22 protein-coding genes are annotated in these 26,217 nt (G+C 63.6%); 9 read left to right on the top strand and 13 right to left on the bottom strand.

The annotated features are described in order from the left end of the window. Positions 1 to 326 precede the first annotated feature (326 nt). Positions 327 to 1,904 (top strand): peptidoglycan-binding protein, encoded by a 1,578-nt coding sequence (locus JJE66_RS12800; protein ID WP_200514613.1) that lies wholly within the window; start codon positions 327 to 329, stop codon positions 1,902 to 1,904. Here JJE66_RS12800 and JJE66_RS12795 read toward each other — a convergent pair. From JJE66_RS12795 to JJE66_RS12765, 7 genes are all read right to left on the bottom strand, one after another. Continuing rightward, on the bottom strand, positions 1,901 to 3,169 hold the full coding sequence (locus tag JJE66_RS12795) for an RNA polymerase sigma factor (protein WP_200514612.1): 1,269 nt from the start codon (positions 3,167 to 3,169) through the stop codon (positions 1,901 to 1,903). The two genes, JJE66_RS12800 and JJE66_RS12795, sit on opposite strands and share 4 nt — an antisense overlap. A 31-nt stretch (positions 3,170 to 3,200) precedes the next feature. Continuing rightward, positions 3,201 to 3,608 (bottom strand): YciI family protein, encoded by a 408-nt coding sequence (locus JJE66_RS12790; protein ID WP_200514611.1) that lies wholly within the window; start codon positions 3,606 to 3,608, stop codon positions 3,201 to 3,203. A gap of 125 nt (positions 3,609 to 3,733) precedes the next feature. Then, on the bottom strand, positions 3,734 to 4,426 hold the full coding sequence (locus tag JJE66_RS12785) for an AprI/Inh family metalloprotease inhibitor (protein ID WP_200514610.1): 693 nt from the start codon (positions 4,424 to 4,426) through the stop codon (positions 3,734 to 3,736). Further along, complete coding sequence (locus tag JJE66_RS12780; protein ID WP_200515345.1) at positions 4,426 to 5,415, bottom strand: 2-hydroxyacid dehydrogenase; 990 nt, start codon at positions 5,413 to 5,415, stop codon at positions 4,426 to 4,428. The genes JJE66_RS12785 and JJE66_RS12780 overlap by 1 nt, the downstream gene beginning before the upstream one ends. Beyond that, positions 5,412 to 6,230, bottom strand: a complete 819-nt coding sequence (locus JJE66_RS12775; protein WP_200514609.1) for an ABC transporter permease — start codon at positions 6,228 to 6,230, stop codon at positions 5,412 to 5,414. Before JJE66_RS12775 ends, JJE66_RS12780 begins: the two co-directional genes overlap by 4 nt. After that, positions 6,227 to 7,042 (bottom strand): ABC transporter ATP-binding protein, encoded by an 816-nt coding sequence (locus JJE66_RS12770; RefSeq protein ID WP_200514608.1) that lies wholly within the window; start codon positions 7,040 to 7,042, stop codon positions 6,227 to 6,229. The genes JJE66_RS12775 and JJE66_RS12770 overlap by 4 nt, the downstream gene beginning before the upstream one ends. Before the next feature lie 191 nt (positions 7,043 to 7,233). After that, positions 7,234 to 8,256 carry an ABC transporter substrate-binding protein gene (locus tag JJE66_RS12765; RefSeq protein WP_246756166.1) on the bottom strand — a complete coding sequence of 341 codons (1,023 nt, stop codon included), beginning with the start codon at positions 8,254 to 8,256 and terminating at the stop codon, positions 7,234 to 7,236. A gap of 139 nt (positions 8,257 to 8,395) precedes the next feature. On the opposite strand from JJE66_RS12765, the gene JJE66_RS12760 reads away from it, so the two are divergent. From JJE66_RS12760 to JJE66_RS12750, 3 genes are all read left to right on the top strand, one after another. After that, positions 8,396 to 9,202: a creatininase family protein gene (locus JJE66_RS12760; RefSeq protein ID WP_200514607.1), complete on the top strand. Its 807-nt coding sequence runs from the start codon at positions 8,396 to 8,398 to the stop codon at positions 9,200 to 9,202. 139 nt (positions 9,203 to 9,341) lie between these two features. After that, complete coding sequence (locus JJE66_RS12755; RefSeq protein ID WP_200514606.1) at positions 9,342 to 9,605, top strand: hypothetical protein; 264 nt, start codon at positions 9,342 to 9,344, stop codon at positions 9,603 to 9,605. A gap of 367 nt (positions 9,606 to 9,972) precedes the next feature. After that, positions 9,973 to 11,979 (top strand): carbohydrate porin, encoded by a 2,007-nt coding sequence (locus JJE66_RS12750; RefSeq protein ID WP_409362805.1) that lies wholly within the window; start codon positions 9,973 to 9,975, stop codon positions 11,977 to 11,979. A gap of 33 nt (positions 11,980 to 12,012) precedes the next feature. Here the strand turns inward: JJE66_RS12750 and JJE66_RS12745 are convergent, their stop codons facing one another. Further along, positions 12,013 to 14,088 (bottom strand): methyl-accepting chemotaxis protein, encoded by a 2,076-nt coding sequence (locus JJE66_RS12745; protein WP_200514604.1) that lies wholly within the window; start codon positions 14,086 to 14,088, stop codon positions 12,013 to 12,015. 208 nt (positions 14,089 to 14,296) lie between these two features. Here JJE66_RS12745 and JJE66_RS12740 point away from each other — a divergent pair, with 208 nt between their 5' ends. Then, entirely contained in the window at positions 14,297 to 15,595 is a 1,299-nt protein-coding gene (locus JJE66_RS12740) for a hemolysin family protein (protein ID WP_200514603.1), read from the top strand. Positions 15,596 to 15,798: 203 nt separating this feature from the next. Here JJE66_RS12740 and JJE66_RS12735 read toward each other — a convergent pair whose 3' ends face one another. The 3 genes from JJE66_RS12735 to JJE66_RS12725 form a co-directional block, all read right to left on the bottom strand. Beyond that, on the bottom strand, positions 15,799 to 16,038 hold the full coding sequence (locus JJE66_RS12735) for a PilZ domain-containing protein (RefSeq protein WP_200514602.1): 240 nt from the start codon (positions 16,036 to 16,038) through the stop codon (positions 15,799 to 15,801). A 91-nt stretch (positions 16,039 to 16,129) separates the two neighbouring features. Continuing rightward, a complete protein-coding gene (locus JJE66_RS12730) occupies positions 16,130 to 17,857 on the bottom strand; it encodes an FMN-binding glutamate synthase family protein (RefSeq protein WP_409362804.1) in 1,728 nt (575 codons plus the stop codon). A gap of 227 nt (positions 17,858 to 18,084) precedes the next feature. Then, positions 18,085 to 18,858, bottom strand: coding sequence for a ferredoxin--NADP reductase (locus JJE66_RS12725; RefSeq protein WP_200514601.1), 774 nt, complete (start codon positions 18,856 to 18,858; stop codon positions 18,085 to 18,087). A 369-nt stretch (positions 18,859 to 19,227) separates the two neighbouring features. On the opposite strand from JJE66_RS12725, the gene JJE66_RS12720 reads away from it, so the two are divergent. Both JJE66_RS12720 and JJE66_RS12715 read left to right on the top strand, forming a co-directional pair. Further along, entirely contained in the window at positions 19,228 to 20,028 is an 801-nt protein-coding gene (locus JJE66_RS12720; RefSeq protein ID WP_200514600.1) for a RimK family alpha-L-glutamate ligase, read from the top strand. Positions 20,029 to 20,442: 414 nt separating this feature from the next. Beyond that, entirely contained in the window at positions 20,443 to 21,663 is a 1,221-nt protein-coding gene (locus JJE66_RS12715; RefSeq protein ID WP_200514142.1) for an IS4 family transposase, read from the top strand. 26 nt (positions 21,664 to 21,689) lie between these two features. Here JJE66_RS12715 and JJE66_RS12710 read toward each other — a convergent pair whose 3' ends face one another. Together JJE66_RS12710 and JJE66_RS12705 are read right to left on the bottom strand one after the other, a co-directional pair. Next, on the bottom strand, positions 21,690 to 22,613 hold the full coding sequence (locus JJE66_RS12710) for an amino acid ABC transporter substrate-binding protein (protein WP_200514599.1): 924 nt from the start codon (positions 22,611 to 22,613) through the stop codon (positions 21,690 to 21,692). 12 nt (positions 22,614 to 22,625) lie between these two features. Continuing rightward, entirely contained in the window at positions 22,626 to 23,921 is a 1,296-nt protein-coding gene (locus tag JJE66_RS12705; protein WP_200514598.1) for a dicarboxylate/amino acid:cation symporter, read from the bottom strand. A 210-nt stretch (positions 23,922 to 24,131) separates the two neighbouring features. On the opposite strand from JJE66_RS12705, the gene JJE66_RS12700 reads away from it, so the two are divergent. Next, positions 24,132 to 25,133 (top strand): NADP-dependent oxidoreductase, encoded by a 1,002-nt coding sequence (locus tag JJE66_RS12700; RefSeq protein WP_200514597.1) that lies wholly within the window; start codon positions 24,132 to 24,134, stop codon positions 25,131 to 25,133. A 152-nt stretch (positions 25,134 to 25,285) separates the two neighbouring features. Next, positions 25,286 to 26,098 (top strand): cysteine rich repeat-containing protein, encoded by an 813-nt coding sequence (locus JJE66_RS12695; RefSeq protein ID WP_200514596.1) that lies wholly within the window; start codon positions 25,286 to 25,288, stop codon positions 26,096 to 26,098. Positions 26,099 to 26,217: the final 119 nt, after the last annotated feature.

The raw sequence follows: 26,217 nt of genomic DNA, 5'->3' as shown, positions 1-26,217 counted from the left end.
ACTGCCGGGTTCGATGCCGATCGCAAGCACGCGCTTGGCCATGCAGGATGTCCTTGCGAGACAATTTCCGTCGCTAACGGACGGCCGCCCCGACTGGTTCCGGATCGGCGGCCTTATATGCGCGCACGAAATCGGCCGATGCTGCCTTTAGCCGCAATCTGCCGCAGATTTCGCGTTGCACGTGTAAACCACCTCACACGCGCTGAAGCTGCGGCCTGCCACATTTGCGGGACCACGCCGCGAGCCCGTGCCCTCCGATCCTGACGCGCGGCTCGCGCCTGATTTGCACCACAAGCCATAATTCATCAATTTGCGGGGAGTGGGAAATGGTGTCATTCGAAAGTCTTAAAAGCCAATACGAGAGAAACTGGGCCGATCTCCAGATCCGGCCCGCACGCCTGGGCGATGCGAATGCGATCGCGCGCAAGGCGATCAACGGCAAGGCGACCTATCAGCAGGTCGAGCGGCTGACCGGTGTGCCCTGGTATTTCGTCGCGCTGTGCCACTACCGCGAATCCAATTTCGATTTCGACACCTATCTCGGCAACGGCGAAACGCTGAAGCGCGTGACATGCCTCGTTCCAAAAGGACGCGGCCCGTTCGCCTCGTTCGTCGACGGGGCCGTGGACGCGCTGAGGATTCAGAACTTCGTCGGCACGCAGGACTGGTGCATCGCGCGCACGCTGTACCGACTCGAATGCTTCAACGGCCTCGGCTACCACGCCAAGGGCGTCAACTCGCCCTATCTCTACGGCGGCTCGACCCTTTACGGACCGACCGAAGCCAAGGCCGGCAAATTCGTCGCGGATCACGTGTTCGACCCGAACCACGTCGATTCCCAGCTCGGTACCGCGGTCATCCTGCATGCGATGATGTCGCAGGATTCATCGATCACGCTCGACGACAGCCCGTCCATTGCCCCCCGTTCCGAGCCCGACGAGGACGTGGCGTCATCGGTGCTGCTCATGCAGCAGACCCTCAACAAGCTCGGCGCCAATCCCCCGCTCGACGAGGACGGCATCAGCGGACCGAAGACCAAGACGGCGGTCTCGCAATTTCAGCAACAGAACGGCCTCCAGGACACCGGCCTGCTCGACGGGACGACGATCGCCGCCATCACGCGTGCAGGGGCGCAACCGGCCCGGACGCCCAATGTCGATCTGTCCCAGATCCTGAAGCGGCTGGAGGACCTGACGCAGGTGATGCAACCCGCAGCGGCAGCCCCGGGAGGCGGGGCGTCAGCAGGACAGCCTGTCGAGCTATCTCAAATCCTGAGTCGATTGGAAAATCTGGCGCAGCTCATACAGTCGGGGGGAACGACGCCAACAACGCCGATAGCGACCCCGCCGGCGGGAACGACACCCGGAGTTCAGCCTGCCCAGCTATCCCAGATCCTGAACCAATTGCAGAGCCTCGCGCAGGCTTTGCAGCCGGGAGCCACAGCGCCAGTCGTCACAACGCCAGCGCCCAACAATCCGGTCAGCCTGCTTGGACAGCTCCTCTCTCTCGTCACCAAGACAGCACCCGGAACGACCACGGCAGCGAATCCTGCTCCTACCGATCAGCTCAAGCAAATGGTCGACCTGGTGAGCGCCCTGCTCACCAACAAGCCCGTGCTCGGGCAGGTCAACGGCGCGCTCGGCGAAACCATCGGCAAGATGCTCGACGGCAAGAAGACCGCGCTCGGCATCGGCGGCTCGCTCATCACCGCGCTGCTCTCCGCCGTGACAGCGAGCCCGAATGCCGGCGGCCTTGCCGGGCTGCTCGGGACGATCGCGACATCGGTGCCGGGGCTGAGCCAATTCGCGCTGCCGATCTCGCTGGCGCTGACGGCTTGGGGCGTGCTCGGCAAGATGGAGAAATGGGCGCAAGGCACCGCGCCGCCGCCCATGCCGACGACCTAGAAATCTTGAGCGTGGAGCGCCGCAGCGCGGCGCTCCATCAGCGCGCGTTCACGTCCGTTGGTCGCGAGCTTCGCGGCGGCTTCAAATGCCAGCCGTGCCTCTGCGAAGCGTTCGAGTTTTTGCAGGAAGTCACCACGAACCGCCGGCAGATGATGATAGGCCGCAAGCGTCGGCTCGCCGGCGATCTGGTCCAGCACATCAAGCCCGGCTTGCGGCCCCTCTGCCATGCCGACCGCAACCGCCCGGTTGAGCTCGATGACCGGGGAGCGCACCAGCCGCGCCAGATCGGCGTAGAGCTGCACGATGCGCCGCCAGTCGGTGTTTGCAGCAGTCTCCGCTCTGGCGTGACACGCCGCGATGGCGGCCTGAAGTGGGTAAAATCCCCCGGCACCGCCGAGCTCACCGGCACGATCGAGCGAGCGCAGGCCGCGACGAATCTGCAACCAATCCCAGCGCGTGCGATCCTGGTCCATCAACAGAATGGGATCACCATTCGCGTCGGTGCGCGCGCGAGCCCGCGAGGCATTCAAATCCATCAGGGCGACCAGACCATGAACCTCCGGCTCGTCCGGCGCGAGACCCGCGAGCACCCGGCCCATGCGCAACGCCTCGTCGCAGAGCTGCGGCCGCAGCCATTCCTTGCCCCGCGCCGCAAGATAGCCCTCGTTGAAGATGAGGTAGACGACCTCCAGCACCGAGGCGAGACGCTCCGACAGCCCCTCGCCGCCCGGCGTCTCGTAGGCGAGGCCGGATCCGGACAGGGTTCGCTTGGCGCGGACGATGCGCTGGGAGATGGTTGCTTCCGGCACCAGGTAGGCGCGCGCGATCTCGGACGTGGTCAAGCCGCAGATCATGCGCAGCGCCAGCGCCGCACGGGCCTCGCGCGACAGGATCGGATGACAAGCGGTGAAGACCAGCCGCAACAATTCATCGCCGATGTCGTCGTCGAGCCCGGTATCGAAATCCGGCACGATCTCCTGCTCCTGCAACATGTCCCGCGCCAGCATGTCGTGCTTGTCCGCGAGCATCTTGCCGCGGCGCAAATGATCGAGCGCACGCCGCCGCGCGGTCGTCATGAGCCAGGCACCGGGATTGTCGGGCACGCCGATGGCAGGCCACGCTTCCAGCGCCGCAACCAGCGCGTCCTGGGTCAGCTCTTCCGCAAGCGGCACGTCGCGCAGCATCCGCGACAGCGTCGCGATCAGCCGTGGCTGCACGACGCGCCAAGTTGCACGGACGACTTGATCGATGTCGGCGGCCGTCATCGCCGCCGACCGTGACTTGCGGAGATACGCATTAAGCGTGGGCGGCTACCGCCGACCGCGAATCGACCTCGCAGGCCCCGTCCACGCCCGGCGTGGCGAAGGCCCGCAGCTCGCAGGTGCCGTCCCAGCCCGGCATGTGATCGAGGTGCAGCTGCATGAACTCCTTGGCCATGGCGAGGGCCTCCGCCTTGTCGCGCAGCTCGAAAATGGCGTAGCCGCCGATCACTTCCTTGGCCTCGATGAAGGGACCGTCGATGACGCTGAGCTCGCCGTCGACGATCCGCACACGCGCGCCGGTCGCAAGCGGCATCAGGCCGCCATTGTCGATCATCCGGCCGGCCTTGATCTCCCGCTCGGATATTTTCTGCATGGCTTCCATCAGTGCCGGGGTCGGGCAGGTCATCGGCTGGCTGGAGGCGACGATGTACATGAAGCGCATGCAAAACTCCTGTTGAGGCGAGACGCGGCCGGTTCGGCCGCGCGATCAGCTCGCTATTGGAATGACGATCCGGCCGGCACCGGATCGACATGGCCGACAGAAAAATTGCAGGAATGGAAGCGCGCCTATTGGCGCAGCAGGATCAGGGGATCGGCCGTATCGGGAACCCGCCGCCATTGCGCATTGTCATCGGCCTCGAACTGCCAGACTTCGCCCGATTTCGACATCAGGATGATCTGGCCGCGCTCGAGCCGCCATTGCGTCGGGTTGAACTGGGCGATGGCGGCATCGCATTTGGGCTTGAGGAAGACCTGGAAATTATCCTGCTCGGCTTCCGTGTTGGTCAGCGTCAACCCGCAAATCGGCTGGCCGTTGCCGCGCACCATCGCCCAATCGCCAATCATCTGGTCCATCGACTTGGCCATCGAGCGGGCGGCGGCGAGGTCCTGGAGGATGTAGACGCCTTCGCCCTGGCGCAGGCCTTCGAAGATGCCGGCCTCGACCTCGGTGAAGTCGATCACGGATTCGCCGGTCGCATCCTGCAAGCGGACGATGTCGAGACCTTTCACGCTCCAAGCGACGATATCCTTGGTGAAGGGCAGCGCGGTCTTGCAGGCCGGCTCGAGCTCGAGCTTGAACCCCTGCGGCGCGGCATCGCCCTTGATCGTGACGACGCAGGTCTTGCTGCGTTCGGTGGTCGAGAGCTCCCACTGCCCGACCATTTCCTTCTTCAGGGTCGTCGCATCCTGCGCATGCGCGATGCCGATCGCGGCCATGTAGGCCGCGACGGCGAATGCAACGACCCGAAGAACGGTCATCAGCGCCCCTTGAACGGCGTTTCCACAACCGGCGTCAGCGGCGCCTTCCCGGCGAACCAGGATTTGAGGTTGTCGACCACGAGCTGGTCCATCGCATTGCGCGTTACCACGGAGGCCGAGCCGATATGCGGCAGCAGCACGACGTTCTGCATGGCCTTGAGCTCGTCCGGCACGGTGGGCTCGGCCGCAAACACGTCGAGGCCGGCGGCGAGGATGGTGCCTGATTTCAGCGCCTGGACCAAAGCCTGCTCGTCGACGACAGAGCCACGCGCGACGTTGACCAGCACGCCGCGCGGACCGAGCGCCTTGAACACCTCGGCATTGATCATCTTGTTGGTCGAGGCACCGCCCGGCACGATCACCATCAGCGTGTCCACCGCCTTCGCCATCTCGATCAGATCGGGATAGTGCTGATAGGAGACGTCCTTGGACGGATTGCGGGTGTGATAGACCACCGGCACCAGCGAGGCATCGAGCCGGCGCGCGATCGCCTGGCCGATCCGGCCCATGCCCACGATGCCGACCTTGCGGTCACGCAACGAGCCGACGCTGAGCGGATAGTTCTGCGTCTGCCAGAGACCGGAGCGGACGTAACGGTCGGCCTTGATGAATTCCCGCACGGTGGAGATCAAAAGGCCCATCGCAACGTCGGCGACCTCCTCGGTCAGCACATCCGGCGTGTTGGTGACGATGATATTGTGCTCGGCCGCGTATTTGGCGTCAATGTGGTCGTAGCCGACGCCGAAGCTCGCCACCATCTCGATCTTGGGCAGCTGCGACAGCGAATTCCTGTCGGCGCGGACGGTATGATAGGTCACCGCCACACCACGGATTCTTTCGCGAACGGCCGGCGTCAGCCGCTCGAGATCGCCATGCGTCTCGGCCTTATGCACGACGAAATGATCGGAAAAACCATTTTCGAGGATCGGCCGCACCGGCCCATAGATCAGAAGGTCGATCTTGTCGGACGAAATCGAACCGGTCATCAGGTGTCCTTTCCAAGCGCGCTCTCATGCCAGCGCCGTAAAACGAGGTGGGAAACTAGCGCCAGCACCCCATAGATGACAATCCCGGCCAGCGACAACAAAAGCAGCGCTGCGAACATGCGGGGTATGTTCAATCGATAGCCGGATTCGGCGATTCTGTAGGCGAGCCCGGAGCCGGCGCCGGCCGTTCCCGCCGCGATCTCGGCCACGACCGCGCCGATCAGCGACAAGCCACCGGCGATGCGCAAGCCGCCGAGAATGTAAGGCAGCGCCGCCGGCAGTTTCAGGAAGCGCAGGGTCTGCGGCGCCGAGGCGCCATAAAGCTCGAACAGACCGGCGAGATTGCGGTCGACCGAATTGAGCCCGAGCGTGGTGTTCGACAGCACCGGGAAGAAGGCAACGATGAAGGCGCAGACGACGACGGCGGTCTGCTGCTCCAGATAGATCAGGAGCAGCGGCGCGATCGCGATCACCGGCGTCACCTGGAGGACCACGGCATAGGGGAACAGCGAGTATTCGACCCATTTCGACTGGTTGAACAACAGCGCCAGCGCGATGCCACCGATGCTCGCCGCCACAAAACCTTCCAGCGTCGTCAGCAGCGTGGTGACGAGCGATTGTGACAGCACCGCCCAGTCCTTGATCAGCGTCAGGAAAATGATCGACGGCGCCGGCAGCACGTAAGGCGGGATCTCCTTGATGCGGACCACGAGTTCCCAGGCGAGGAGCCCTACTGCGAGTACGACGACAGGCAGCACGAACCGCACCGCGCGTTGCGCGCCGGACGGCTTTGCGGTGACGGAGGCTTGCGCGTTCATAGCATCGACTGGTCCGAATAGGATGGCGCCAGCGCGGCTGACACTTTCCGGCAATAATCGGAATAGGCGGCCGAGGTGCGAAACTCCTCGCTGCGTGGCTCGACCGTCTCGATGCGGATGTCGGCTTGGATGCGGCCGGGCCGCGCCGTCATGACCACGACGCGTTGCGACAGATAGACGGATTCGAACACCGAATGGGTGACGAAGATGACGGTCTTGCGAAGGCTGCGCCACAGCGCAAGCAGATCGTTGTTGAGGCGGAAGCGCGTGATCTCGTCGAGCGCCGCGAAGGGCTCGTCCATCAGCAGGATATCGGGATCGGTGACGAGCGCACGCGCCAGCGAGACCCGCATCTTCATGCCGCCGGACAATTCGCGCGGAAAGGCGTCGGCGAAATCAGCGAGCCCGACGCTAGCCAGCGCCGCGTCGGCCCGCGCCCGCCCTTCGGCCTTCGGGATGCCGCCGAGCTTCAACGGCAGCCGCACGTTCTCACGCACGCTGGTCCACGGCATCAGGGTCGGTTCCTGGAACACGAAGCCGATGCCGTGACCTGGCTGCGCCTCGCCTTCGTGACGCGCCACCCTCACCGTGCCGGACGACGGCGCGCTGAGGCCCGCAATCAGGCGCAACGCCGTCGACTTGCCGCAGCCGGATGGCCCCAGCAGCGAAATGAACTCGCCCTTGCGCACGGCGAGGTCGAGCGGATCCAGCGCCACGACGCCATTGTCATAAGCCTTGGTCACGCCACGCAGGCTGACGGCGAGAGCCGTCAAGCTGGCCTCGACCGCCGACGGAGTTTTGCTTTCTACCATTGATCGCTGGCTGTTGTGGGACTCGCCTCTCCCCAACGGGGAGAGGTCGGCGCGTAGCGCCGGGTGAGGGGGCGCGGGTCCCAACAGAGAGCGTAACCCCTCACCCGCATCGCATCTTGCGATGCGACGCGACCTCTCCCTTCGGGAGAGGTGCAGGACGCCGAGCTACCTTCGCCTAATCTCAACATGCGTTACGGCTTGGCGGGGCGCAGCTCGATGCCGACGCCCTTGTTGACGAAGCGCAGCGTGTAGGACTTGCGGAAGTCGAGATCGCCCTTCACGACACCGGCCTTCACCATCTTGTTGAAGAAGGAGGTGTAGCGCTCGTCGCTCATCGCGCCGATGCCATTCTTCAACGAATCGCCGGAATCGACGATGCCGTATTGCTTCATCTTGGCCACGGAATAGGCCAGCAGCTCGTCGGTCATCTCTGGATTGAGCTTCTTGATCATGGCATTGCCGGCCGAATTGTCGCCGTAGATGTAATTGTACCAGCCGACGATCGAGGCATCGACGAAGCGCTGTACCAGGTCGGCTTTCTTTTCGACCAGGTCACGGCGCGTCTCGATCAGGGTCGAATAGGTGTTGAAGCCGTTATCGGCGAGCAGGAGCACGTTCGGCTTGAAGCCGGCGGCCTTCTCGACCGCGAAGGGCTCGGAGGTGACGTAGCCCTGCATCGCGCTCTTGGGATTGGCGATGAAGGGCTGCGGATTGAAATTATAGGGCCGGACATTCTTCTCGCTGAAGCCATATTCGGACTTGAGCCACTGGAAGTAGCTGGTCATGCCTTCCTTGGAGACGAACAGCGTCAGCGGCTTCAGGTCCTGGATCTTGGTGACCTTCGCATCCGGCTGCGTCAGCATCACCTGCGGGTCTTTCTGGAAGATCGCGGCAATCGTCACGACAGGGACGTTGTTGGCGACCGCGTCGAACGACATCAGCGTATTCGCGGCCATGAAGAAATCGATCTTGCCGGCGATCAGCAGCATCCGGTTGTTCTCGTTCGGCCCGCCCGGAACGATGGAGACGTCGAGCCCGTACTTCTTGTAGGTGCCGTCAGCGACCGCCTGGAAGAAGCCGCCATGCTCGGCCTCGGCAACCCAGTTGGTGCCGAAGGTGACCTTGTCCAGGGTTTCCGCGTGCGCGGAAGCGCCCGCAACGAGTACGGGACAAAAGGCGACTGTTAACGCTCGCCAGAGATGAATGAGGCGCATAATTGGACTCCGTCGATCGTGTCTGGCCGATACCTAACCAACGCGATAAAACCGCAAGACGTTCGGGGACGCGAGCCGGCAGGCCCGCGTCCCCTCCATAACACCAAACTACGTGACAAATTCGGGCAAAGAAACCTTGATGACGCCTTCCCGCGACTGGTCCGATATCCGCTGGTCCGACCCTCCGGCCGCGGATTCGTCGCGCTGGATCGCGATACTGCCACTGGCGGCAACCGAGCAGCACGGCCCGCATCTGCCGCTCGAGACCGACGTGCTGATCGCGGACGCCTATCTCGCGCGCATCCGCGAACTTTTGCCCGCGACCATTCCGGCGACGTTCCTTCCCGTTGAACCGATCGGCATCTCCACCGAGCATATCGACTATCCCGGGACGCAGACGCTGCCGACCGAAGTGGCGCTGAAACGGTGGTCGGGAATCGGCGAGGACATCGCGCGACGCGGCGTGAAAAAGCTCGTCATCATCACCAGCCATGGCGGCAACAGCGCGGCAATGATGCTGGTGGCCCAGGATCTGCGGGCGCATCAGAAATTGTTCGTGGTGACGACGTCGTGGTCGCGCCTGTCGGGCGCGGACAGGCTGTTCCCGGCCGATGAAGTGCGTCACGGCATTCACGGCGGCGCCGTCGAGACTTCGATCATGCTGGCGCGCTATCCCGATCAGGTGCGCGTTGATGCGATCGCGGATTTTCCCGCGAGCAGTATCGCAATGGAGAAACAATATCGCTGGCTATCGACGCAGCGGCCAGCCCCCTTCGCCTGGCAGGCGCAGGACCTGCACCCGAGCGGCGCCGTCGGCAACGCGACGCTGGCCGTCGCCGAGAAGGGCGAGCAGCTGCTCGATCAGGGCGCGCGCGCCTTCTGCGAGCTGCTGACAGAGGTCGATAACTTCGACGTGAACAGGCTCGGCAAAGGCCCCCTCGGATAGCTCGCATCTCCCTGAGATCATTCGGGAAAGAGCTGGAGTCCGAGGCCGCCTGAGGCGCTTTCGAACCGGTTTCGGCAAGCCTCCGTCCAATTGGGCATGCGGACCACAACGGACCGCCTCAACCCGGATGGTGTTTCACATGTCGATCAAGACCAAGCTTGCCGCTGTCGCTCTCGCCACCCTTGCCGTCGCCGGCAGCATCGCGTCCACCACCTCGCAGGCCGAAGCCAAGCCGCTCGGCTGGGGCTGGGGTGTGGGCGCCGGTATCGCCACCGCCGCCATCGTCGGCACCGCGGTCGCCGCCAGCAGCCAGCCCCATTACTATGGCTATCGCCGCTGCGGCTGGGTCGCCCAGTACAACGCTTACGGCCAGTTCGTCGGCAACGTTCGGACTTGCTACTGATTTGAGGGCCTGAGGCCGCTCTTACGTGGATCCTGCGTCCGACACGGGCGCCTCATCCACCCCGTGTCGTGCCCCCGACCCCGCCCGGCTGTCCCCCCGGGCGGGGTCATCCTTTTTGCCCCCGGGAATTTGTTGCAGTCCCGTCACATAACGATGCCAACCATCGACTGCGACATTCCGCATTAGTTGCTATTGCGAATTACTTGCAATAAGGTTCGCAACAAGCTCAGGGGCTTGGGGCCAAATTGCGTCGAATCGAGACGATCTCGTCCGATCGCGTGAACACCAGGATCCTGATGACATGATCACCGCGAATCGGCAGGGATGTCGGAGCGGCGGGGCATATTCGCGTCTGGGGGCGTGCGTTTTGACGTTGAGAGGTCATCGACAGCAATTGTTGCGGGCGGCGGCGGCGATTGCCGTCAGCGTGCTCGTCTTGCCGGGTGTGAGCTTTGCGGCTGACCTGCCGTTCAAGGCCCGCGCCGCGAGAACCGTCTACGACTGGACCGGCTTCTATGTCGGTGGCCATTTCGGCTATGGCGATGCGGCTTTTGGACCCGGCACGAATCCTCTGCCGGAGCAGGGCGTGGTCCTTCCGCACAGCGCGACCGGCCTCACCGGCGGCTATCAGCTCGGCTACAATCGTCAGTTCGCGAACCGCGTGGTGCTCGGCATCGAAGCGGACGCGACGTTCACGAGTCCCACCGACGGTCCCGAGCTCGCACTTGTGCCAGCTCCCTTCCACACGACCATCGATTATGTCGGCACCGTGCGCGGCCGTATCGGCTACGCCTTCGACCGGTTCATGCCCTATCTCACCGGCGGGTTCGCATGGGGCCATACGCGCATCAACATTAACGACGGCGATGGCGTCACATCCCTATTCCCGGTTGGCCATTACCAGGCCGGATGGACTGCGGGCCTCGGTCTTGAATACGCCGTCAGCGGCAACTGGACTGCGAAAGCCGAATACGACTATATCGACCTGACGCGGAAAACCTACGATCTAAGCGGCTTTGGCCTCGGCAGCGTCAATGTCGATCCGCGCATCCATCTCTTCAAGCTCGGACTGAACTACCAGTTCGGCGACACGCCGTGGATGCCGGCGGTCAATGGAAAACCCAGACTCCCTGATTCCGACGACTGGAACGTCCACGCCCAGACGACCGTGCTGCCGCAGGGCTATGGGCCGATCCACTCGCCCTATGCCAGCCCGTTCAGCCTGCCCGGCGGCGGCCAGTTTCAGGCCACTTGGACGACGACGGCCTTCCTGGGCGCGCGGCTCTGGGACGGCGGCGAGCTCTACTTCGATCCTGAGCTGGCGCAGGGCTTTGGCATCAACGGCACGCTCGGAATCGCCGGCTTCCCCAACGGCGAAGCGCAGAAGGCCGGCGCGGCATTCCCCAAGATTCGGGCGCAGCGCTACTATCTCAAGCAGACCTTTGGCCTCGGCGGCGAGCAGGAAGCGGTCGACGACGCGCCGAACCAGCTTGCGGGCAAACGCGACATTGACCGCGTCACGCTGATCGTCGGCCGCTTCGCGGTCGGCGATTTCTTCGACGGCAATTCATACGCAAAAGACCCGCGTGCCGATTTCATGAATTGGGCGATGTGGGCGTCGGCCGCCTACGACTTCCCCGCCGACCTGCCCGGTTATACCCGCGGCGCCGTGGTCGAGCTCAATCGCAAGGATTGGGCGATCCGCGCCGGATTCTTGCAGGTGCCGGCCGCACCAAACAGCGACGTGCTGACGTTCAAGACCGGCGGCACGGTGGTCGAGTTCGAAGAGCGCCATGCGATCTTCGAGCAACCCGGCAAACTGCGCGTCGGCGTCTTCGCCAACAGCGGCAACACCGCGAACTACCGCGAGGTGCTGGAGCTGGCCGCTGCGAACCCGGCGCTCGACATCAACGCGATCGCCACCGCAGATCAGCGCGACCGGCTCAAATACGGCTTCTACGTCAATCTCGAGCAGCAGATCGTGGGCGACGTCGGGCTGTTTGCGCGGGCGAGCTGGAACGATGGCCAGACCCAGATCCTGAATTTCACCGATGTCGATCGCGGTCTGTCCGGTGGCCTGTCGATCAAGGGCAGAAGCTGGGGACGGCCGGAGGACACGGTCGGCGTCGGTGGCGCCATCAACGGCCTGTCGGCCGCGCATCGCGATTTCCTCGCAGCCGGTGGCACCGGTCTTCTGATCGGCGACGGCCGGCTCAACTATCGCACCGAGCGCATCCTCGAAGCCTACTACGCCTATTCGGTGATCAAGGGCGTGACACTGACCGCCGACTATCAGCTCGTGGTCAACCCCGCCTACAACGCGGATCGCGGTCCGGTCTCGATCTTCTCGGGCCGCCTGCACGCCGAATTCTAGCACCGGGCGGACTGCCGGATTTCGACAACTCCCTTATGCCGCCCGGATCGCGTCGAGGAATCTTCCGACCTCGACCTTGAGACGGCTGCTCTCGCCGGACAGCGATTTGGCTGCCGCAAGCACATTGGACGAGGCCGATCCGGTCTGGCTCGCGCCATGCTGGACGTCGACGATGCTGGCGGAGACCCGCTGGGTGCCGTGCGAAGCCTGCTGCACGTTGCGCGAAATCTCCCGGGTCGCCGCGCCCTGCTCCTCGACCGCTGCGGCGATCGCCGATGCGATTTCGGACATGCGCGTGATGGTATCGCCGATCGCCTTGATCGCGCCGACCGAATCCTGCGTCGCCGCCTGGATTCCCGCGACCTGCTGACTGATTTCGCCGGTGGCCTTGGCGGTCTGCTCGGCGAGCGCCTTGACCTCGGAAGCGACGACGGCGAAGCCGCGTCCGGCCTCGCCGGCACGCGCCGCCTCGATGGTGGCGTTGAGCGCCAGCAGATTGGTCTGCCCTGCAATCTGGCTGATGAGCTCGACGACATCCCCGATGCGGCCGGCCGCCTTGGCGAGCTCACCGACATGGTCGTTGGTCCGCCCCGCCTGCTGCACCGCCTCGCTGGCGATGCGCGCGGAATCCTGAACCTGCCGGCTGATCTCGTCGACTGACGACGCCATTTCCTCCGCAGCCGCCGCGACAGTCTGCACGTTGGTGGAGGCCTGTTCGGAGGCGGCTGCTACGGTCGCGGTGATTTTTTCGGATTGCTCAGCCGTGCTCGTCAGCGTTCCCGCGGACGATTCCAGCTCCGCGGATGCCGAGGACACGGTGTTGATCACCTCGCCGATCATCGCTTCGAACTCGCGCGCGATCTGGTCCATGCGCTGGCTGCGCTTGAGCTTCGCCCCGGCCTCAACGGCAGCAGCTTCGTCGGCAGCGCACTTGGCAATCAGCGAGTCCTTGAACAGCAGCAGCGAGCCGGCGACTTGGCCGATCTCGTCATTGCGCCCGGTCGCGGGAATCTCGACCTCATGCCTGCCGGCGGCAAGCGTGCTGATCGCGCCGGCGAGCTTCGCAAGCGGCGTCACCACGCGGCTTCGCAGCATTGCTGTTACACCTGCGAGCGTGCCGAGCAGCGCCAGCACCGCAATGCCGGCCAGCGCAAGCACCATTAGTGCGCCGCTGCGCGCCGCCGTGGCCCGTTCGGTCGCCTCTGCCAGCGCCGCGTCGCGCACGCCGAAGAACATCTGCACGGCCGGCACGACGGCAGTCGCCAAATCATCGTTGGTGAGGCCGTATTTGCCGTCGCTGTGCGCCGCGGGCATCTCCTTCTCGACCACCGGCGCGGCATGTCCGAAATAGGCTTCGGTCGCATCCTTGAACGCCTTGGCAATCCGGGGCGGATTGCCGAGCTGATCAATGCCGGCCTCGACGCGCTCGCGATCGGCCTCCAGGCGGCCCTGCAAGCGATCCATCAGAGAGAATTCGGCGGTCGTCAGCGGACGGCGGGCGGTCAGTGCGGGCGACAGCGTGGCGGCGCGGCCGCCGGCCGAGACGCGCAGGTCCTGCGCCGTCCGCGCCACGCTCAGCAAAGCCGAGAGCGAAGAATCGGACGTGGCGATGCCGGCTTCGAGGCGATTCATGATCGGTTCGAGAATACGGATGATTTCGGCGACGCCAGGCAGGAAGCTCTTGATGGCGGCACTGTCGCGTGCACTCAGGGGGACGCTCATGGCGCGATCCGCCGCCGTTCGAATCTCATTCAGCCGGCGCGCAGCGCGCTCGAGATCCGCCGCCATCGGTCCGCCGGCGTCCAGCGCAAGGATGGCCCGCCTTGCATTCTCGAACGCGGTGTCGGATGCCTTCGACGCCTTCGCGCAGGCCTCGAGCTGAGCCGGCGTCGCCGGGTTTTCCTGGAAGATCGGCGAGATGTAGGGCGCGCGATAACCGGCAACGTACTGACTGACCAGCAGAACTGCGCCGAAAGCATCGACCGCCTTAATTGCCTCGGAGCGGTTCGTGTAGATGCGCGCCTGGGGCACCAGCACCTGGGTGCCGAGAATGACGGCAAAGACGGTCACCGTCAGCATCGACAGCGCGAAAAGCTTCCCGATTCGCATCCTGGTCCCCAATACAATCTGCAAATGCAGGGAACCCTAGCTGGCGGCGGCTAAGACGCCGTTAAGTAGCGGCAGGACCGTAGTTCCGCGGGGAGTGTCGCGTGGTCGCGGCTCCTTGAGGCTCCGAATTCGCCAGCACTTGGTGGCCAAATGCCTATATCAAAGCTCGATCTGCCATCCGGACATACTCGCTTACCGCGGACCATCAATGCTCTCCGTCGAACTCATCATCGTCGTCGTCCTGATCGTCATCAACGGCCTGCTGTCCATGTCCGAGCTGGCGGTGGTGTCATCACGCCCGGCGCGGCTGTCGGTGCTTGCCGCCAAGGGCGTACGCGGCGCCGAGCGCGCGCTGACGTTGGCCGCCGATCCCGGAAAATTCCTCTCGACGGTGCAGATCGGCATCACGCTGGTCGGCGTGCTCTCGGGCGCGTTCTCCGGCGCGACGCTCGGTCAGCGGCTGACGCAATGGCTGGTCGAGCTCGGTCTCTCCGTCGGCATTGCCGACATCGTCGGCGTCGGCATCGTCGTCACCCTCATCACCTATGCGACCCTGATCGTCGGCGAGCTGGTGCCGAAGCAGGTGGCGCTGCGCGATCCCGAAAGTATCGCGGTCAGGGTCGCGCCGGCGATGCATGTGCTTGCGAAGGTATCGCTGCCGCTTGTCTTTCTGCTCGACCTCTCGGGCAAGCTGATCCTCACGCTGCTCGGCCATGGCGGCAAGTCCGAGGAGAAGGTGTCGGAGGACGAGATCCATCATCTCGTCCGAGAGGCCGAGAGCGCCGGCGTGCTCGAGCCCGGCGAGAAGGAGATGATCGCCGGCGTGATGCGGCTCGGCGATCGCCCGGTCGGCGCGGTGATGACGCCGCGCACCGAGGTCGACGAGATCGACCTGAGCGATGATCAAGAGGTGATCCAGGCGCTGATCGCAAAGAGCCCGCATTCGCGCTTTCCCGTGTCCGACGGCGATCGCGACAAGCCGATTGGCGTGCTTCAGGCCAAGGACCTGCTGGTCGCCTACATGAACGAACGCACACCGGATCTGCGAGCGCTGATCCGCCAAGCACCCAGCATTCCCGCCTCGGCGGATGCCCGCGACGTGGTCGCGATCTTGAAGGCTGCGCCGGTTCACGTCGGTTTCGTCTATGACGAGTACGGCGCGTTCGAAGGCGTGGTGACGGCGGCCGATATTCTGGAATCGATCGTCGGCGCCTTCCATTCCGAGGAGGGCCCGCCGGAGCCCGCCTATGTCAGGCGGGCGGACGGCTCACTGCTGGTTTCTGGCTGGATGCCGGTCGACGAGTTCGGCGAACTCCTCGGCATCGAGCTGCCGCCGCATCACCGTTACAACACGGTGGCGGGCCTCGTGCTGCAGCAATTCAACGTGCTGCCCAATGTCGGCGACGCCTTCGACCTCGGCGGCTGGCACATCGAGGTGGTCGATCTCGACGGTCGGCGGATCGACAAGATTTTGGCGGCCCGGTTGGGTGAAGCCGAGACCGGCTGAGCGAGCGGTTATGTGCTAGAGTACAGGATGGCGCACCAACCTCTACTCGTCGTCCCGGCGAAGGCCGGGACCCATAACCACAAAACTGAATTTTGCGAAGACTAGTAGTTGCGCGGTACTGCTTCCTGCGCATGGTCGATAAATCACGCGGTATGGGTCCCGGCCTTCGCCGGGACGACACCGGAATTTGTTGCGCGCGTCGCTCAGCCGAACCTCACGCCGATCCGCTTTTCCTTGCGCCAGACCACGGTGCAGGACAGATGCGTTCCGTCGGCCTTGATGGCCAGGGTGAACTGCTCGGGGATACCGACCGGGCTTGTCACGTCCAGCGCCGCGCCGGTGTCCGAGAAATTACGGACAGTGCAGTCGATCGCGCCGCCGCCGAACTCGATGGTTCCGGCTTTCAGGACCCGGTGCCTGCTTTTGTCACGCCGTTCATCCATGGGGCCAATTTACACCCGAAGCTGAAACAGATGTTAAAGCGCAACCCCCCCCATAAATTCGCGCCGCCACAGGACACGTTGGACTGGCACCTTACAGCGCCGGCTGGAACGTATCCGCCCGCGCCATGCGCCAAGCCTCGCGGAACCGCGGGTCTTCCGTGCCTTCGAGCAGCTCGCCCGGACGCAGCGACGGATAGAGTTGGGCGAAGGATTGCACGTGGGTCGTCGAGGTCCGCTGACTGAAATGGACCGGGCGCAGCTGCTGCGGATGTTCGAGACCGGCTGCCGCGATCAGCTCCGTCAGCGAGTGCAGCGTCGCATGGTGGTAATTGTGCACGCGGTCGATCTTGAGCGGCACGTAGAGCGCGCGGGCCCGGGTCGGGTCCTGGGTCGCGACACCGGTCGGACAGCGATCGGTGTGGCAGCTCAGCGACTGGATGCAGCCGAGCGAGAACATGAAGCCGCGCGCCGAATTGCACCAGTCGGCGCCGATCGCCATGGCGCGCGCCATGTCGAAGGCGGTCGCGATCTTGCCGGAGGCGCCGAGCCTGATGCGATCACGCGCGTTGATGCCGACCAGCGCATTGTGGACGAAATTGACGCCCTCGCGCATCGGCATGCCCAGATGGTCCATGAACTCGAGCGGCGCGGCACCGGTGCCGCCCTCGTTGCCATCGACGACGATGAAGTCCGGATAGATTCCGGTCTCCAGCATCGCCTTGCAGATCGCCAGAAACTCCCAGGGGTGGCCGATGCAAAGCTTAAAGCCGGCCGGCTTGCCGCCGGAGAGCTTCCGCATCTCGGCGATGAATTGCATCATGCCGGTGGGCGTGGAGAAGGCGCGATGCGAGGCCGGCGAGATGCAGTCCTCGCCCATCGAGACGCCGCGAATCTTGGAAATCTCCTCCGACACCTTGGCAGCCGGCAGCACGCCGCCATGGCCGGGCTTGGCGCCCTGGCTGACCTTGAGCTCGACCATCTTGATCTGGTCCTGGCTCGCAACACGCGCGAACGCGTCGGGATCGAAAGTGCCGTCGAGATGACGGCAGCCGAAATAACCGGAGCCGATCTCCCAGATGATGTCGCCGCCCATCTCGCGATGATAGGGGCTGACACCGCCCTCGCCGGTGTCATGCGCGAACCCGCCCTTCTTCGCGCCGGCGTTCAGCGCGCGCACGGCGTTGGGGCTGAGCGCGCCAAAGCTCATCGCCGAGATATTGAACACCGAGGCCGAATAGGGTTTTGCGCAGTCAGGCCCGCCGATGGTGACACGAAACTTTTCCTCGGCATGCGCCTTCGGCGCTACCGAGTGATGCATCCACTCGTAACCCTCGCGGTAGACGTCCTCCTGGGTGCCGAACGGACGCTTGTCGAGCTGCATCTTGGCGCGCTGATAGACCACCGCGCGGATATCGCGCGAGAACGGCATGCCGTCCTTCTCGCTCTCGAAGAAATACTGCCGCATCTCCGGGCGTATCTCTTCGAGCAGGAAGCGGATATGCGCCGAGATCGGGTAGTTGCGAAGGACCGCGTGACCCTTTTGCATGAGATCGCGGACGCCGAGAACCGTCAGCGCGCCGAAGATCACGATCGGGATCAGCAGGATGCCGAAGATCTTGCGGTCGGCGATGCCGATGCCGATCAGCAGCGCCGTAACGACCGCGCAGATCGTCAGGATGATGAAGCGCGGAGAGAATGGAAGCAGCAGGGTTTCCATCATCCCCTCTTCCGCGAGCGCCAGGCGTTTCGGCGATGAGGGGTTAGGAGATGAGGGTTTGGGCGATTCTTGCGTCTTGTTGTCTTCGGCCACGATTCCCATCCTCTCGCCAGCATGAGGCGGTACGATACGCCTTCGCCTGTCATACGGATATGACGCGGCCCTTGTTTCAGGCTAGCGAATTCAGCTGAGGGAAATCAATCCGTCCGATGGGCCGTTATTGCAGTGCAATAATTACATAACAGCGCCCCTGCCGTAATCGCCGCTCGGCCGGGCTTGCCGGTCGGGGAATGGCGGGGGGTTGGCCGGGACGACAGCGCGAGCGGCGCTTACCGCTCGACGAACGCCTTCTCGATCACGAAATGGCCGGGCTTGTTGCCGGAGCCTTCGACGAAGTCGCGGCCTTCGAACATCACCTTCAGCTCTTCCAGCATCGCCGGGCTGCCGCACATCATGACGCGGTCGGTGTCGATGTTGAGCGGGCCCTGCCCGATGTCGTTGAAGATCTGCCCGGAGTTGATAAGGTCGGTGATGCGGCCGCGATTGCGGAACGGCTCGCGGGTCACGGTCGGATAGTATACCAACTTGTCCCCGAGCAGCTCTCCGAACAGTTCGTCCTCGCGCAAATTCGCGACGAGCTTCTCGCCATAGGCGAGCTCGGAGACCTGGCGGCAGCCGTGTACCAGCACGATGCTCTCGAACTGATCATAGACCTCGGGATCCTTGATCAGGCTCGCGAACGGCGCAAGCCCGGTGCCGGTCGAGAGCAGCATCAGCCGCTTGCCGGGGATGAGGTTGTCGGTGATCAGCGTGCCGGTCGCCTTGCGGCCGACCAGGATGGTGTCGCCTTCCTTGATCTTCTGCAGGCGCGAGGTCAGCGGACCGTCCTGCACCTTGATCGAGAAGAACTCGAGCTCCTCCTCGTGATTGGCACTCGCCATGCTGTAGGCGCGCAGCAGCGGACGGCCGTCGACCTCGAGGCCGATCATCGCGAACTGGCCGTTCTGGAAGCGGAAGCCGGTGTCGCGCGTGGCGCGGAAGCTGAACAGCGTGTCGGTCCAGTGCTGGACGGAAAGAACTTTCTCTCGGTAAAACGCGCTCATGATTTTCGATATTCCGAATAACTGCGGTTTTAGGCAAAAGCGTTACCCGCCCTGAAAACGGGGCGGACACCATTGCCATGGCGGAGGATTTCGCGTGTGTGATCTACGCCATTGAGATCAATAATCAACCTCGTTCCGGATGCAATTGATGCCGGTCAAATCGGCATTTGCGGCGGAAAGGGTCACAGCATTGACGGATCTGCTGTCCGGCGCGCGTTGAAGGCAATTTCTTTTCCCTTTCGGGCCTGATTGCAGCACTTAATTTCCATCGCGCTCGCGAGAATTTCATTAAGAATAGCTCTGATTTTCCCCCGCTTGGCGCCAGGCCCCGCATTTTTGCGGCTTTTGGCGACTGGACGATTGAGACGCATGACAAGTAGTGAACGGATCTTCGTACAGGCCATCAGGCACTATGCCGCGCGCCATGGCATCGATGTTGATGTCCGCGCCGGCGGATGGCTGATCACCATGCGCCGCCGTGAGATCCGCCGCTTCGCCTTCGGCTACGACATCGGCCTCAACAGCGCAATTGCGCACCGCCTCGCCAACGACAAATCGGCAACCGCCGAGGCGCTATCGCTGGCAGGCGTACCCTGCATTCCCCATCGCCTCTTCCTCAACCCGAAGCTGGGCCAGAATATCGTTGGCGACGATTGGCGAGCGGCAATGCTCAGGCTACTTCACGCCGATCCGCAGGGCGTGGTGGTGAAGCCCAATGAGGGGACGTCGGGGCGCTCGGTGTTCAAGGTGACGACGAAGGCGGAGCTCGACCACGCAGTGGACGAGGTTTTTTCGATGAGCACCGGGCTCGTGATCTCGCCCTACGTCGCGATCACGGACGAGGTCCGCGTGATCCTGCTCGATGATGCGCCCCTCATCGTCTACAGCAAACAGCGCGGCTCGGATTGGCGGCACAATCTCGATGCCGGCGCAAAGCCCGTGCTGCTGGAGGACGGCGAGATTCGCGCCGCCTGCGTGAAGCTCGCGATCGATGCTGCGAGCGCCATCGGCATCGCTTTTGCGTCGATCGACGTGGTGCGCGTCGACGGCGAGTGGCGCGTGCTCGAGATCAATTCCGGCGTGATGATGGAAGCGCTGGGGAAGCTGCATCCGGAGCTGGTGCAGGCGGCGTATGACGCGGCGATGGATCTGGTGTTTGAGGGAAACTAGCAGCGGCAGCTCACTGCACCCTCTCCCCTTGTGGGCCCCTTGTGGGCCCCTTGTGGGAGAGGGTGGCTCACCGCGGAGCGGTGAGCCGGGTGAGGGGTATCTCTCTGCGCGTGAACCTCTCACGATTGAACTCGCGGAGACAAACCCCTCATCCGGCGCTTCGCGCCACCTTCTCCCGCAAGGGGCTAGCTTGGGCACAGATCTCTTGCACAGAATGAATCGCCTGTGATTCTGTGTAGGCCGTCGTGATTCTGGCAGCGGAGCGATGGCGGAGATGGATATCGGCTATTTCGGCGACGAGCGTCTTAAAAAAATGGCGCTCTGTTGCTTGCGCGTGTCTGCGAGCGACAGACGGTTTGTCTGCGCAAACTTGGCGAGGATCGCGCCGAGAAGGTCAAATTTCGGCGCTTTTTGATGAATGAGCGGGTCACGGTCGACAAGATGGTGATCCGCGCGCGAGCGCGTCTGCGTGAGATTGCGGCCGGCCGGCACGTCCTGGCGATCCAGGATACCAGCGAGATCAACTATGAGGCCAAGCGAGGGCGCAAGCGCGATCTCGGCCGGGTGGGCAATGGCCGTGACGTCGGCCTGTTCGTGCATCCCGTTCTGACGGTTGATGCAGAAACAGGTCACTGTCTGGGCCTGGCCGACGTGCAGGTCTGGCGCCGCTTTAAAACCAAGGCCGCCGACTATCGCAAGCAGCCGATTGAGGAAAAGGAATCCTATCGATGGGTGAAGGGCCCGCGGCGGGCCAAATGGGGCCTGACCAAGGCGAGCATGATCACAGTGATCGACGATCGCGAAGGAGACATTTATGAGAAGTGGGCTCGCCTGCCGGATCGTCGCACGCATCTGTTGAGCCGCGCGTGCCGGGATCGTGCAACAACAGGCGACCGCGCTCTGTTTGCGACCATGGCGGCACTGCCCGAGCAACATCGCTTGGCGATCGATCTGCCGGCGCGGGCAGGCAAGCGCCAGGCTCGTCAAGCGCAGTTGGCGGTGCGGTTCGGAACGGTCGTCGTCTGTCGGCCAGCATCCTGCTCCGATCCCCACGCGCCGCGCCAAATTGAACTCTCCGCGGTCGAAGTCCGCGAGATTGATCCGCCGAGCGGCGAGGAACCTGTCCTGTGGCGTTTGCTGACCACCCATGATGTCGAAACTGTCGAACAGGCTGTCACGGTGATCGGCTGGTACCGCCAGCGCTGGCATGTCGAACAATTGTTCAGGACCGTGAAGCGCCAAGGCCTTGATCTCGAGGCGAGCGTTCTTGCCGAAGGCGCGGCGCTGGAAAAGCTCGCCGTTATCGCTCTCATCGCCGCGTGCCAAACCATGCAACTCGTGCTCGCGCGCGCCTCGCTCGACGATAGCCAACCTGCCTCGCACGTCTTTGACGATCGCGAAATGCAGGTTCTATCGGCCTTGCAGGAACGTTTGCGGGGCCGCACCGCCAAACAGCAAAATCCCCATATACCAAGCAGCCTTGCTTGGGCCGGCTGGACCATCGCCCGCCTCGGTGGCTGGACCGGTTACGAGAGCGACAAATCCAACGGCCCAATCACAATGCGCGACGGGCTCGAACGCTTCCGAGCCATCGCCCAAGGCTTCTTCCTCGCCAAAAATGTGTGCCCAAGCTAGCCCACAAGGGGAGAAGGAAGTAAGAGCTAGTTATTCGCGCTGGCCGAATCGTCCATCGCTTTGAACGCTTCTTCCAGCTGGAGCGAGATCGGTACGTTCAGTCGCTCGCCTGTGGGGAGACGCGCGGTGAACCATTTGTTGTAGAGCGGAACCAAATCGTGATTGGAGCCGAGCTTCCGGAAGGTGCGCTCGACCACAGCCGTTAGTTGCGGCTCGCCTTTCCTGAACATGATGCCGTAGGGGTCGTAGGACAGGAAGTCACCAGTGACCCGGAACTTGTCCTGTGCCTTGTGGCGGACGATCAGGCCGGAGAGGAGAATATCGTCGGTCGCGAACGCATCCGCCTTACCCTCGACCAGCATCTGGTACGACTGCTCGTGATCGGCGCCGACGACGATGTGGAGTCCCAGCGAGGACTTCTTGTCGGCCGCCTGGATCGCCTGCTCGTTGGTGGTGCCCTTCGTCACCACGATGGTCTTGCCCTTCAGATCGGTCAGCGACTGGACATTCGAGGCCTTCGGTACCATCAGCTTGGTACCGGCAACGAACATCAATGGCGAGAAGGCGACGCGCTTGCCGCGCTCGGAGTTGGCGGTGGTGGAGCCGCACTCCAGATCGATCTTGTTCTGGAGCACCGCGTCGATGCGGTCGTCCGAGGTGACCTTGACGTAATCGATCTTCAGATTGGGATCGTCGACCTCGACGCCGATCTCCTCGACGATGGCCTCGCAGAGCTCGAGACTATACCCGATCGGCCGGTTGGCCTGGTCGAGGAAGGAGAATGGCGGCGAGCTCTCGCGATAGCCGAGCCGCACGGTGTGCGCATTCTTGATGGCTGTTAGCGTCGGGCTAAGCCCTTCGCTGCCGCCGGTCTGGGCGGAGGCACCGGTTGCCGCCAGCAGACACGCTGCCAGCAACAGGCCGCCCGAAATCGCCTTCAAAGGGCGCATGTCGCACTCCCTTCAATGGCCGGCCATCGCGGGGACTTCTCCGGGGACCATGTCGTCCGGCACGGCATCGCTCGGCCCCATCGCATGTTCGGGCCCAAGTTCGCCTTCCCATTTCGCCACGACGGAGGTCGCCAGCGAGTTGCCGATCACGTTGGTGGCGCTGCGGCCCATGTCGAGGAAGGTGTCGATGCCCATGATCATCAACAAGCCGGCCTCGGGAATGCCGAATTGCGACAGCGTCGAGGCGATCACGACCAGGGAGGCGCGCGGCACGCCGGCGACGCCCTTCGAGGTGATCATCAGCGTCGCCAGCATGGCAAGCTGGGTCGAGAGCGACATCTCGATGTGATAGGTCTGCGCGATGAAGATGCTGGCGAAAGTGCAGTACATCATCGTGCCGTCGAGATTGAAGGAGTAGCCGAGCGGCAGCACGAAGCTCGAGATCCGCGACGAGGCACCGAAACGATTCAGCCCCTCCAGCGTCTTCGGATAGGCCGCTTCCGAGCTCGCGGTCGAGAACGCGATCATCAGCGGCTCGCGGATCAGCCTCAGCAGATGGCTGTAGCGCGGCCCGATCACGGCGAAGCCGACCATGACCAGGATACCCCAGAGGATGAAGAGCGAGAGATAGAAGCCGCCCATGAAGACGATGAGCTTCCAGAGCACCAGGAGGCCGTTCTTGGCGACGGTCGCTGTAATGGCGGCCCAGACCGCAACCGGCGCGAATAGCATCACATAGCTCGTCACTTTCAGCATGATGTGGCCGAGATCGTCGATCAGCGCCAGGATCTGCTTGGAGCGCTCGGGCAAGGCGCCCATCGCCACCGAGAAGAAGACCGCGAAGATCACGATCTGCAGGATTTCATTCTGCGCCATCGCATCCGCGATCGAGGTCGGGATCAGATGGGTGAGGAATTTCTCGATCGAGAAGGCGGAAACCGGCAGCCCCGTCGACTGCGCCTTGTCCGGCAGCGTGCCGGGGAAGTTGGCGCCAGGTTGCAGCAGATTGACCATCACGAGGCCGAGCAGCAGCGAAACGAAGGAGGCGCTGACGAACCAGCCCATGGTCTTGGCAAAGATCCGCCCGAGCCTTGCGCCACTGCCCATATGGGCGATGCCGCCGACCAGCGTTGCGAACACCAGCGGCGCAATGATCATCTTGATCAGGCGGAGGAAGATCACGGCGACCAGGTTGATGGAGGAGGCCCAATCCCCGCGCGTATCTGGCAGGAAGTTGAAAATCGCCGAGCCCATGATGATGCCCAGCACCATCGCCACCAGAATGTATTGCGTAAACCTGTTCGACATTGACTACCCCCGCTCCACCGGCCGCTTCATGATGTCGCAGATATGACAAGGACGCAACACGCTTGACGTGCGGTCGCGACGGCTGGATGTTCCCGTTGCGAAACTGGACGCAGCGCTCTAGCCTTCATGCAGCGCACAACGAATGCGGCCTGCACGTTTTCTTTGCGGCGGCTGCATCAATAATCGTCAAATAAGCGAAGGGGAAACGCCATGAGTGCCAGCGTCAATCGTCAGATTCTTCTGGTGGAAAAGCCGAGCGGCAAGCTCGGTCCCGAGCATTTCAAGATGGTCGAGGCTGGGATACCAGAACCGAAAGATGGCGAGGCCTTGCTGCGCGTGCGCTACATCTCGCTTGACGCCGCCAACCGCGCCTGGATGCACGGCGCCACCTATCGTTCCGCCGTCGAGGCCAACAGCGTGATGGCGGGCGGCGGCATCGCCGAGGTCATCAGCTCGAAGGCGCCGGGGCTTGCGGTCGGCGACATCGTGTTCGGCGACACCGGCTGGCAGGACTACGCCGCGGTGCCGGCGAAGCATCTCACGAAAATGCCGAAGCTCGAGCCGATGACGCACCTGCTCAGCGTGTTCGGGATCGCCGGCCTCACCGCCTATTTCGGCCTGCTGGAGATCGGCAAGCCCAAGGAAGGCGAGACAGTCGTGGTTTCGGCGGCCGCGGGCTCGGTCGGCTCCATCGTCGGACAGATCGCCAAAATCAAGGGATGCCGCGTGATCGGCATCGCCGGCGGCGCGGACAAGTGCAACTGGCTGACCTCGGAGCTCGGCTTCGATGCGGCTGTCGACTACAAGGACGGCGCGACGTTCAAGGCGCTCCGCGCGGCCGCGCCCAAGGGCATCGACGTCTATTTCGACAATGTCGGCGGCGATATTCTCGAAGCCTGCATTCCGCAGATGAACAATTACGGCCGCATCGCCTGCTGCGGTGCGATCTCGCAATATGACGGCGCGCCGTCGGCGCACGGCCCGCGCGGCGTGCCCGGCCTGATCGTGGTGAAGCGGCTCGTGATGCAAGGCTTCATCGTGATGGACTACATGAAGGACAGTCAGCGCGCGCTCGCCGATCTCCAGGCCTGGGTCAATTCGGGCAAACTGAAAGTGCAGGAAGACATCATCGACGGATTGCAGAACACGCCGAAAGCGCTGATCGGATTGCTTGCAGGCGAGAACCGGGGCAAACGGATGGTCAAGCTCTGACGACGTAGTTACGTCGCAATTGCAAAGGTAATATCTACTTGCGGTTGAGGCCGCGGCGGCCAATGATGCCGCATGCGGCATCAGCCGCGACGATTGCTAGCATCACTTTTAATAATGCGTCGGCGTTACCGACAGGGCAGGAATTCGGTCAGATGTTCAACACGTTGAAACATGCATCAACGCGTCACGCGTTGCTTGCAGCAGCACTCTTCGCAACTGCAGCAAACGCATTCGCGCAAGCACCGACCGAGGCTCAGAAGGGCGCCATCCGCTCCGCATGCCGCTCGGATTTCATGGTGCATTGCTCGAGCGTGACGCCCGGCGGCGTGGAAGCGTATCAATGTCTCCAGAAGAACATGTCGAGCCTGTCGTCAGGATGCCAGACCGCGGTTCGCGCAGTCGAGCCGGCCGCAGCCCCGAAGAGCGAAGCGGCGCCCGCCAAATCTGAACCGGCCAAATCTGAACCTGCAAAGACCGAGGCAGCGCCGGCCGCCGAACCCGCGGCGAAGCCGGCAGCCGCAGCTGCCCCGAAAGCGGCGGCGGCAAAGCAGCCGAGCAGCGCACAGGTCTCAGCCATCAAGAGTGCCTGCCGCTCCGACTATCCAAAAGTTTGTGCCAGCGTCCCGCCGGGCGGCGCGCCCGCGCTCGAATGTCTGGAGAAGAACAAGGCCAGGGTGTCGGCTGCCTGCGCGAAAGCCGTGAACGCCGCGTCGGGCGGCGGTGCCGCAGCCGCCGCGCCTGCCGCGGCAGCGGCACCGGCGGCCGCGCCCTCCGTGATCGTTCTGCGCCCGCTGCGGCCGCGCGAAGAGCTGTTCATCATCCGATCGGCCTGCGGCGCCGATATCCGCACCCTGTGCGCCGGCGTCGAGCCCGGCGGCGGCCGCATCGTGCAGTGCATCGCCAGCAACGCGGCGTCGCTGTCGCCCGGCTGCAGGGACGTGCTTGCGCCATTCGCGGCGCGGTAGGGCGCACGCGGCTCACGCGTCATCGACACGTGAAGGCGCGCGAATGAATTTTCGCGCACCTGCCGAGACTAATCTTTTGCCGATATCCGATTTCAATCACGACAAGACCGGGAGAAAGA

The sequence above is a fragment of the Bradyrhizobium diazoefficiens genome (assembly GCF_016612535.1).
In the GTDB taxonomy this organism is placed as follows: Bacteria; Pseudomonadota; Alphaproteobacteria; order Rhizobiales; family Xanthobacteraceae; genus Bradyrhizobium; species Bradyrhizobium diazoefficiens_C.
This window is presented reverse-complemented; position numbering and strand designations above follow the sequence as displayed.

What these genes read in the sequence shown, in the direction of transcription:
- JJE66_RS12800 (WP_200514613.1), top strand. Translation starts at nt 327, where the DNA reads ATGGTGTCATTCGAAAGTCTTAAAAGCCAATACGAGAGAAACTGGGCC.
- JJE66_RS12795 (WP_200514612.1), bottom strand. Translation starts at nt 3,169, where the DNA reads ATGACGGCCGCCGACATCGATCAAGTCGTCCGTGCAACTTGGCGCGTC.
- JJE66_RS12790 (WP_200514611.1), bottom strand. Translation starts at nt 3,608, where the DNA reads ATGCGCTTCATGTACATCGTCGCCTCCAGCCAGCCGATGACCTGCCCG.
- JJE66_RS12785 (WP_200514610.1), bottom strand. Translation starts at nt 4,426, where the DNA reads ATGACCGTTCTTCGGGTCGTTGCATTCGCCGTCGCGGCCTACATGGCC.
- JJE66_RS12775 (WP_200514609.1), bottom strand. Translation starts at nt 6,230, where the DNA reads ATGAACGCGCAAGCCTCCGTCACCGCAAAGCCGTCCGGCGCGCAACGC.
- JJE66_RS12770 (WP_200514608.1), bottom strand. Translation starts at nt 7,042, where the DNA reads ATGGTAGAAAGCAAAACTCCGTCGGCGGTCGAGGCCAGCTTGACGGCT.
- JJE66_RS12765 (WP_246756166.1), bottom strand. Translation starts at nt 8,256, where the DNA reads ATGCGCCTCATTCATCTCTGGCGAGCGTTAACAGTCGCCTTTTGTCCC.
- JJE66_RS12760 (WP_200514607.1), top strand. Translation starts at nt 8,396, where the DNA reads ATGACGCCTTCCCGCGACTGGTCCGATATCCGCTGGTCCGACCCTCCG.
- JJE66_RS12755 (WP_200514606.1), top strand. Translation starts at nt 9,342, where the DNA reads ATGTCGATCAAGACCAAGCTTGCCGCTGTCGCTCTCGCCACCCTTGCC.
- JJE66_RS12745 (WP_200514604.1), bottom strand. Translation starts at nt 14,088, where the DNA reads ATGCGAATCGGGAAGCTTTTCGCGCTGTCGATGCTGACGGTGACCGTC.
- JJE66_RS12740 (WP_200514603.1), top strand. Translation starts at nt 14,297, where the DNA reads ATGCTCTCCGTCGAACTCATCATCGTCGTCGTCCTGATCGTCATCAAC.
- JJE66_RS12735 (WP_200514602.1), bottom strand. Translation starts at nt 16,038, where the DNA reads ATGGATGAACGGCGTGACAAAAGCAGGCACCGGGTCCTGAAAGCCGGA.
- JJE66_RS12730 (WP_409362804.1), bottom strand. Translation starts at nt 17,857, where the DNA reads ATGGGAATCGTGGCCGAAGACAACAAGACGCAAGAATCGCCCAAACCC.
- JJE66_RS12725 (WP_200514601.1), bottom strand. Translation starts at nt 18,858, where the DNA reads ATGAGCGCGTTTTACCGAGAGAAAGTTCTTTCCGTCCAGCACTGGACC.
- JJE66_RS12720 (WP_200514600.1), top strand. Translation starts at nt 19,228, where the DNA reads ATGACAAGTAGTGAACGGATCTTCGTACAGGCCATCAGGCACTATGCC.
- JJE66_RS12715 (WP_200514142.1), top strand. Translation starts at nt 20,443, where the DNA reads ATGAATGAGCGGGTCACGGTCGACAAGATGGTGATCCGCGCGCGAGCG.
- JJE66_RS12710 (WP_200514599.1), bottom strand. Translation starts at nt 22,613, where the DNA reads ATGCGCCCTTTGAAGGCGATTTCGGGCGGCCTGTTGCTGGCAGCGTGT.
- JJE66_RS12705 (WP_200514598.1), bottom strand. Translation starts at nt 23,921, where the DNA reads ATGTCGAACAGGTTTACGCAATACATTCTGGTGGCGATGGTGCTGGGC.
- JJE66_RS12700 (WP_200514597.1), top strand. Translation starts at nt 24,132, where the DNA reads ATGAGTGCCAGCGTCAATCGTCAGATTCTTCTGGTGGAAAAGCCGAGC.
- JJE66_RS12695 (WP_200514596.1), top strand. Translation starts at nt 25,286, where the DNA reads ATGTTCAACACGTTGAAACATGCATCAACGCGTCACGCGTTGCTTGCA.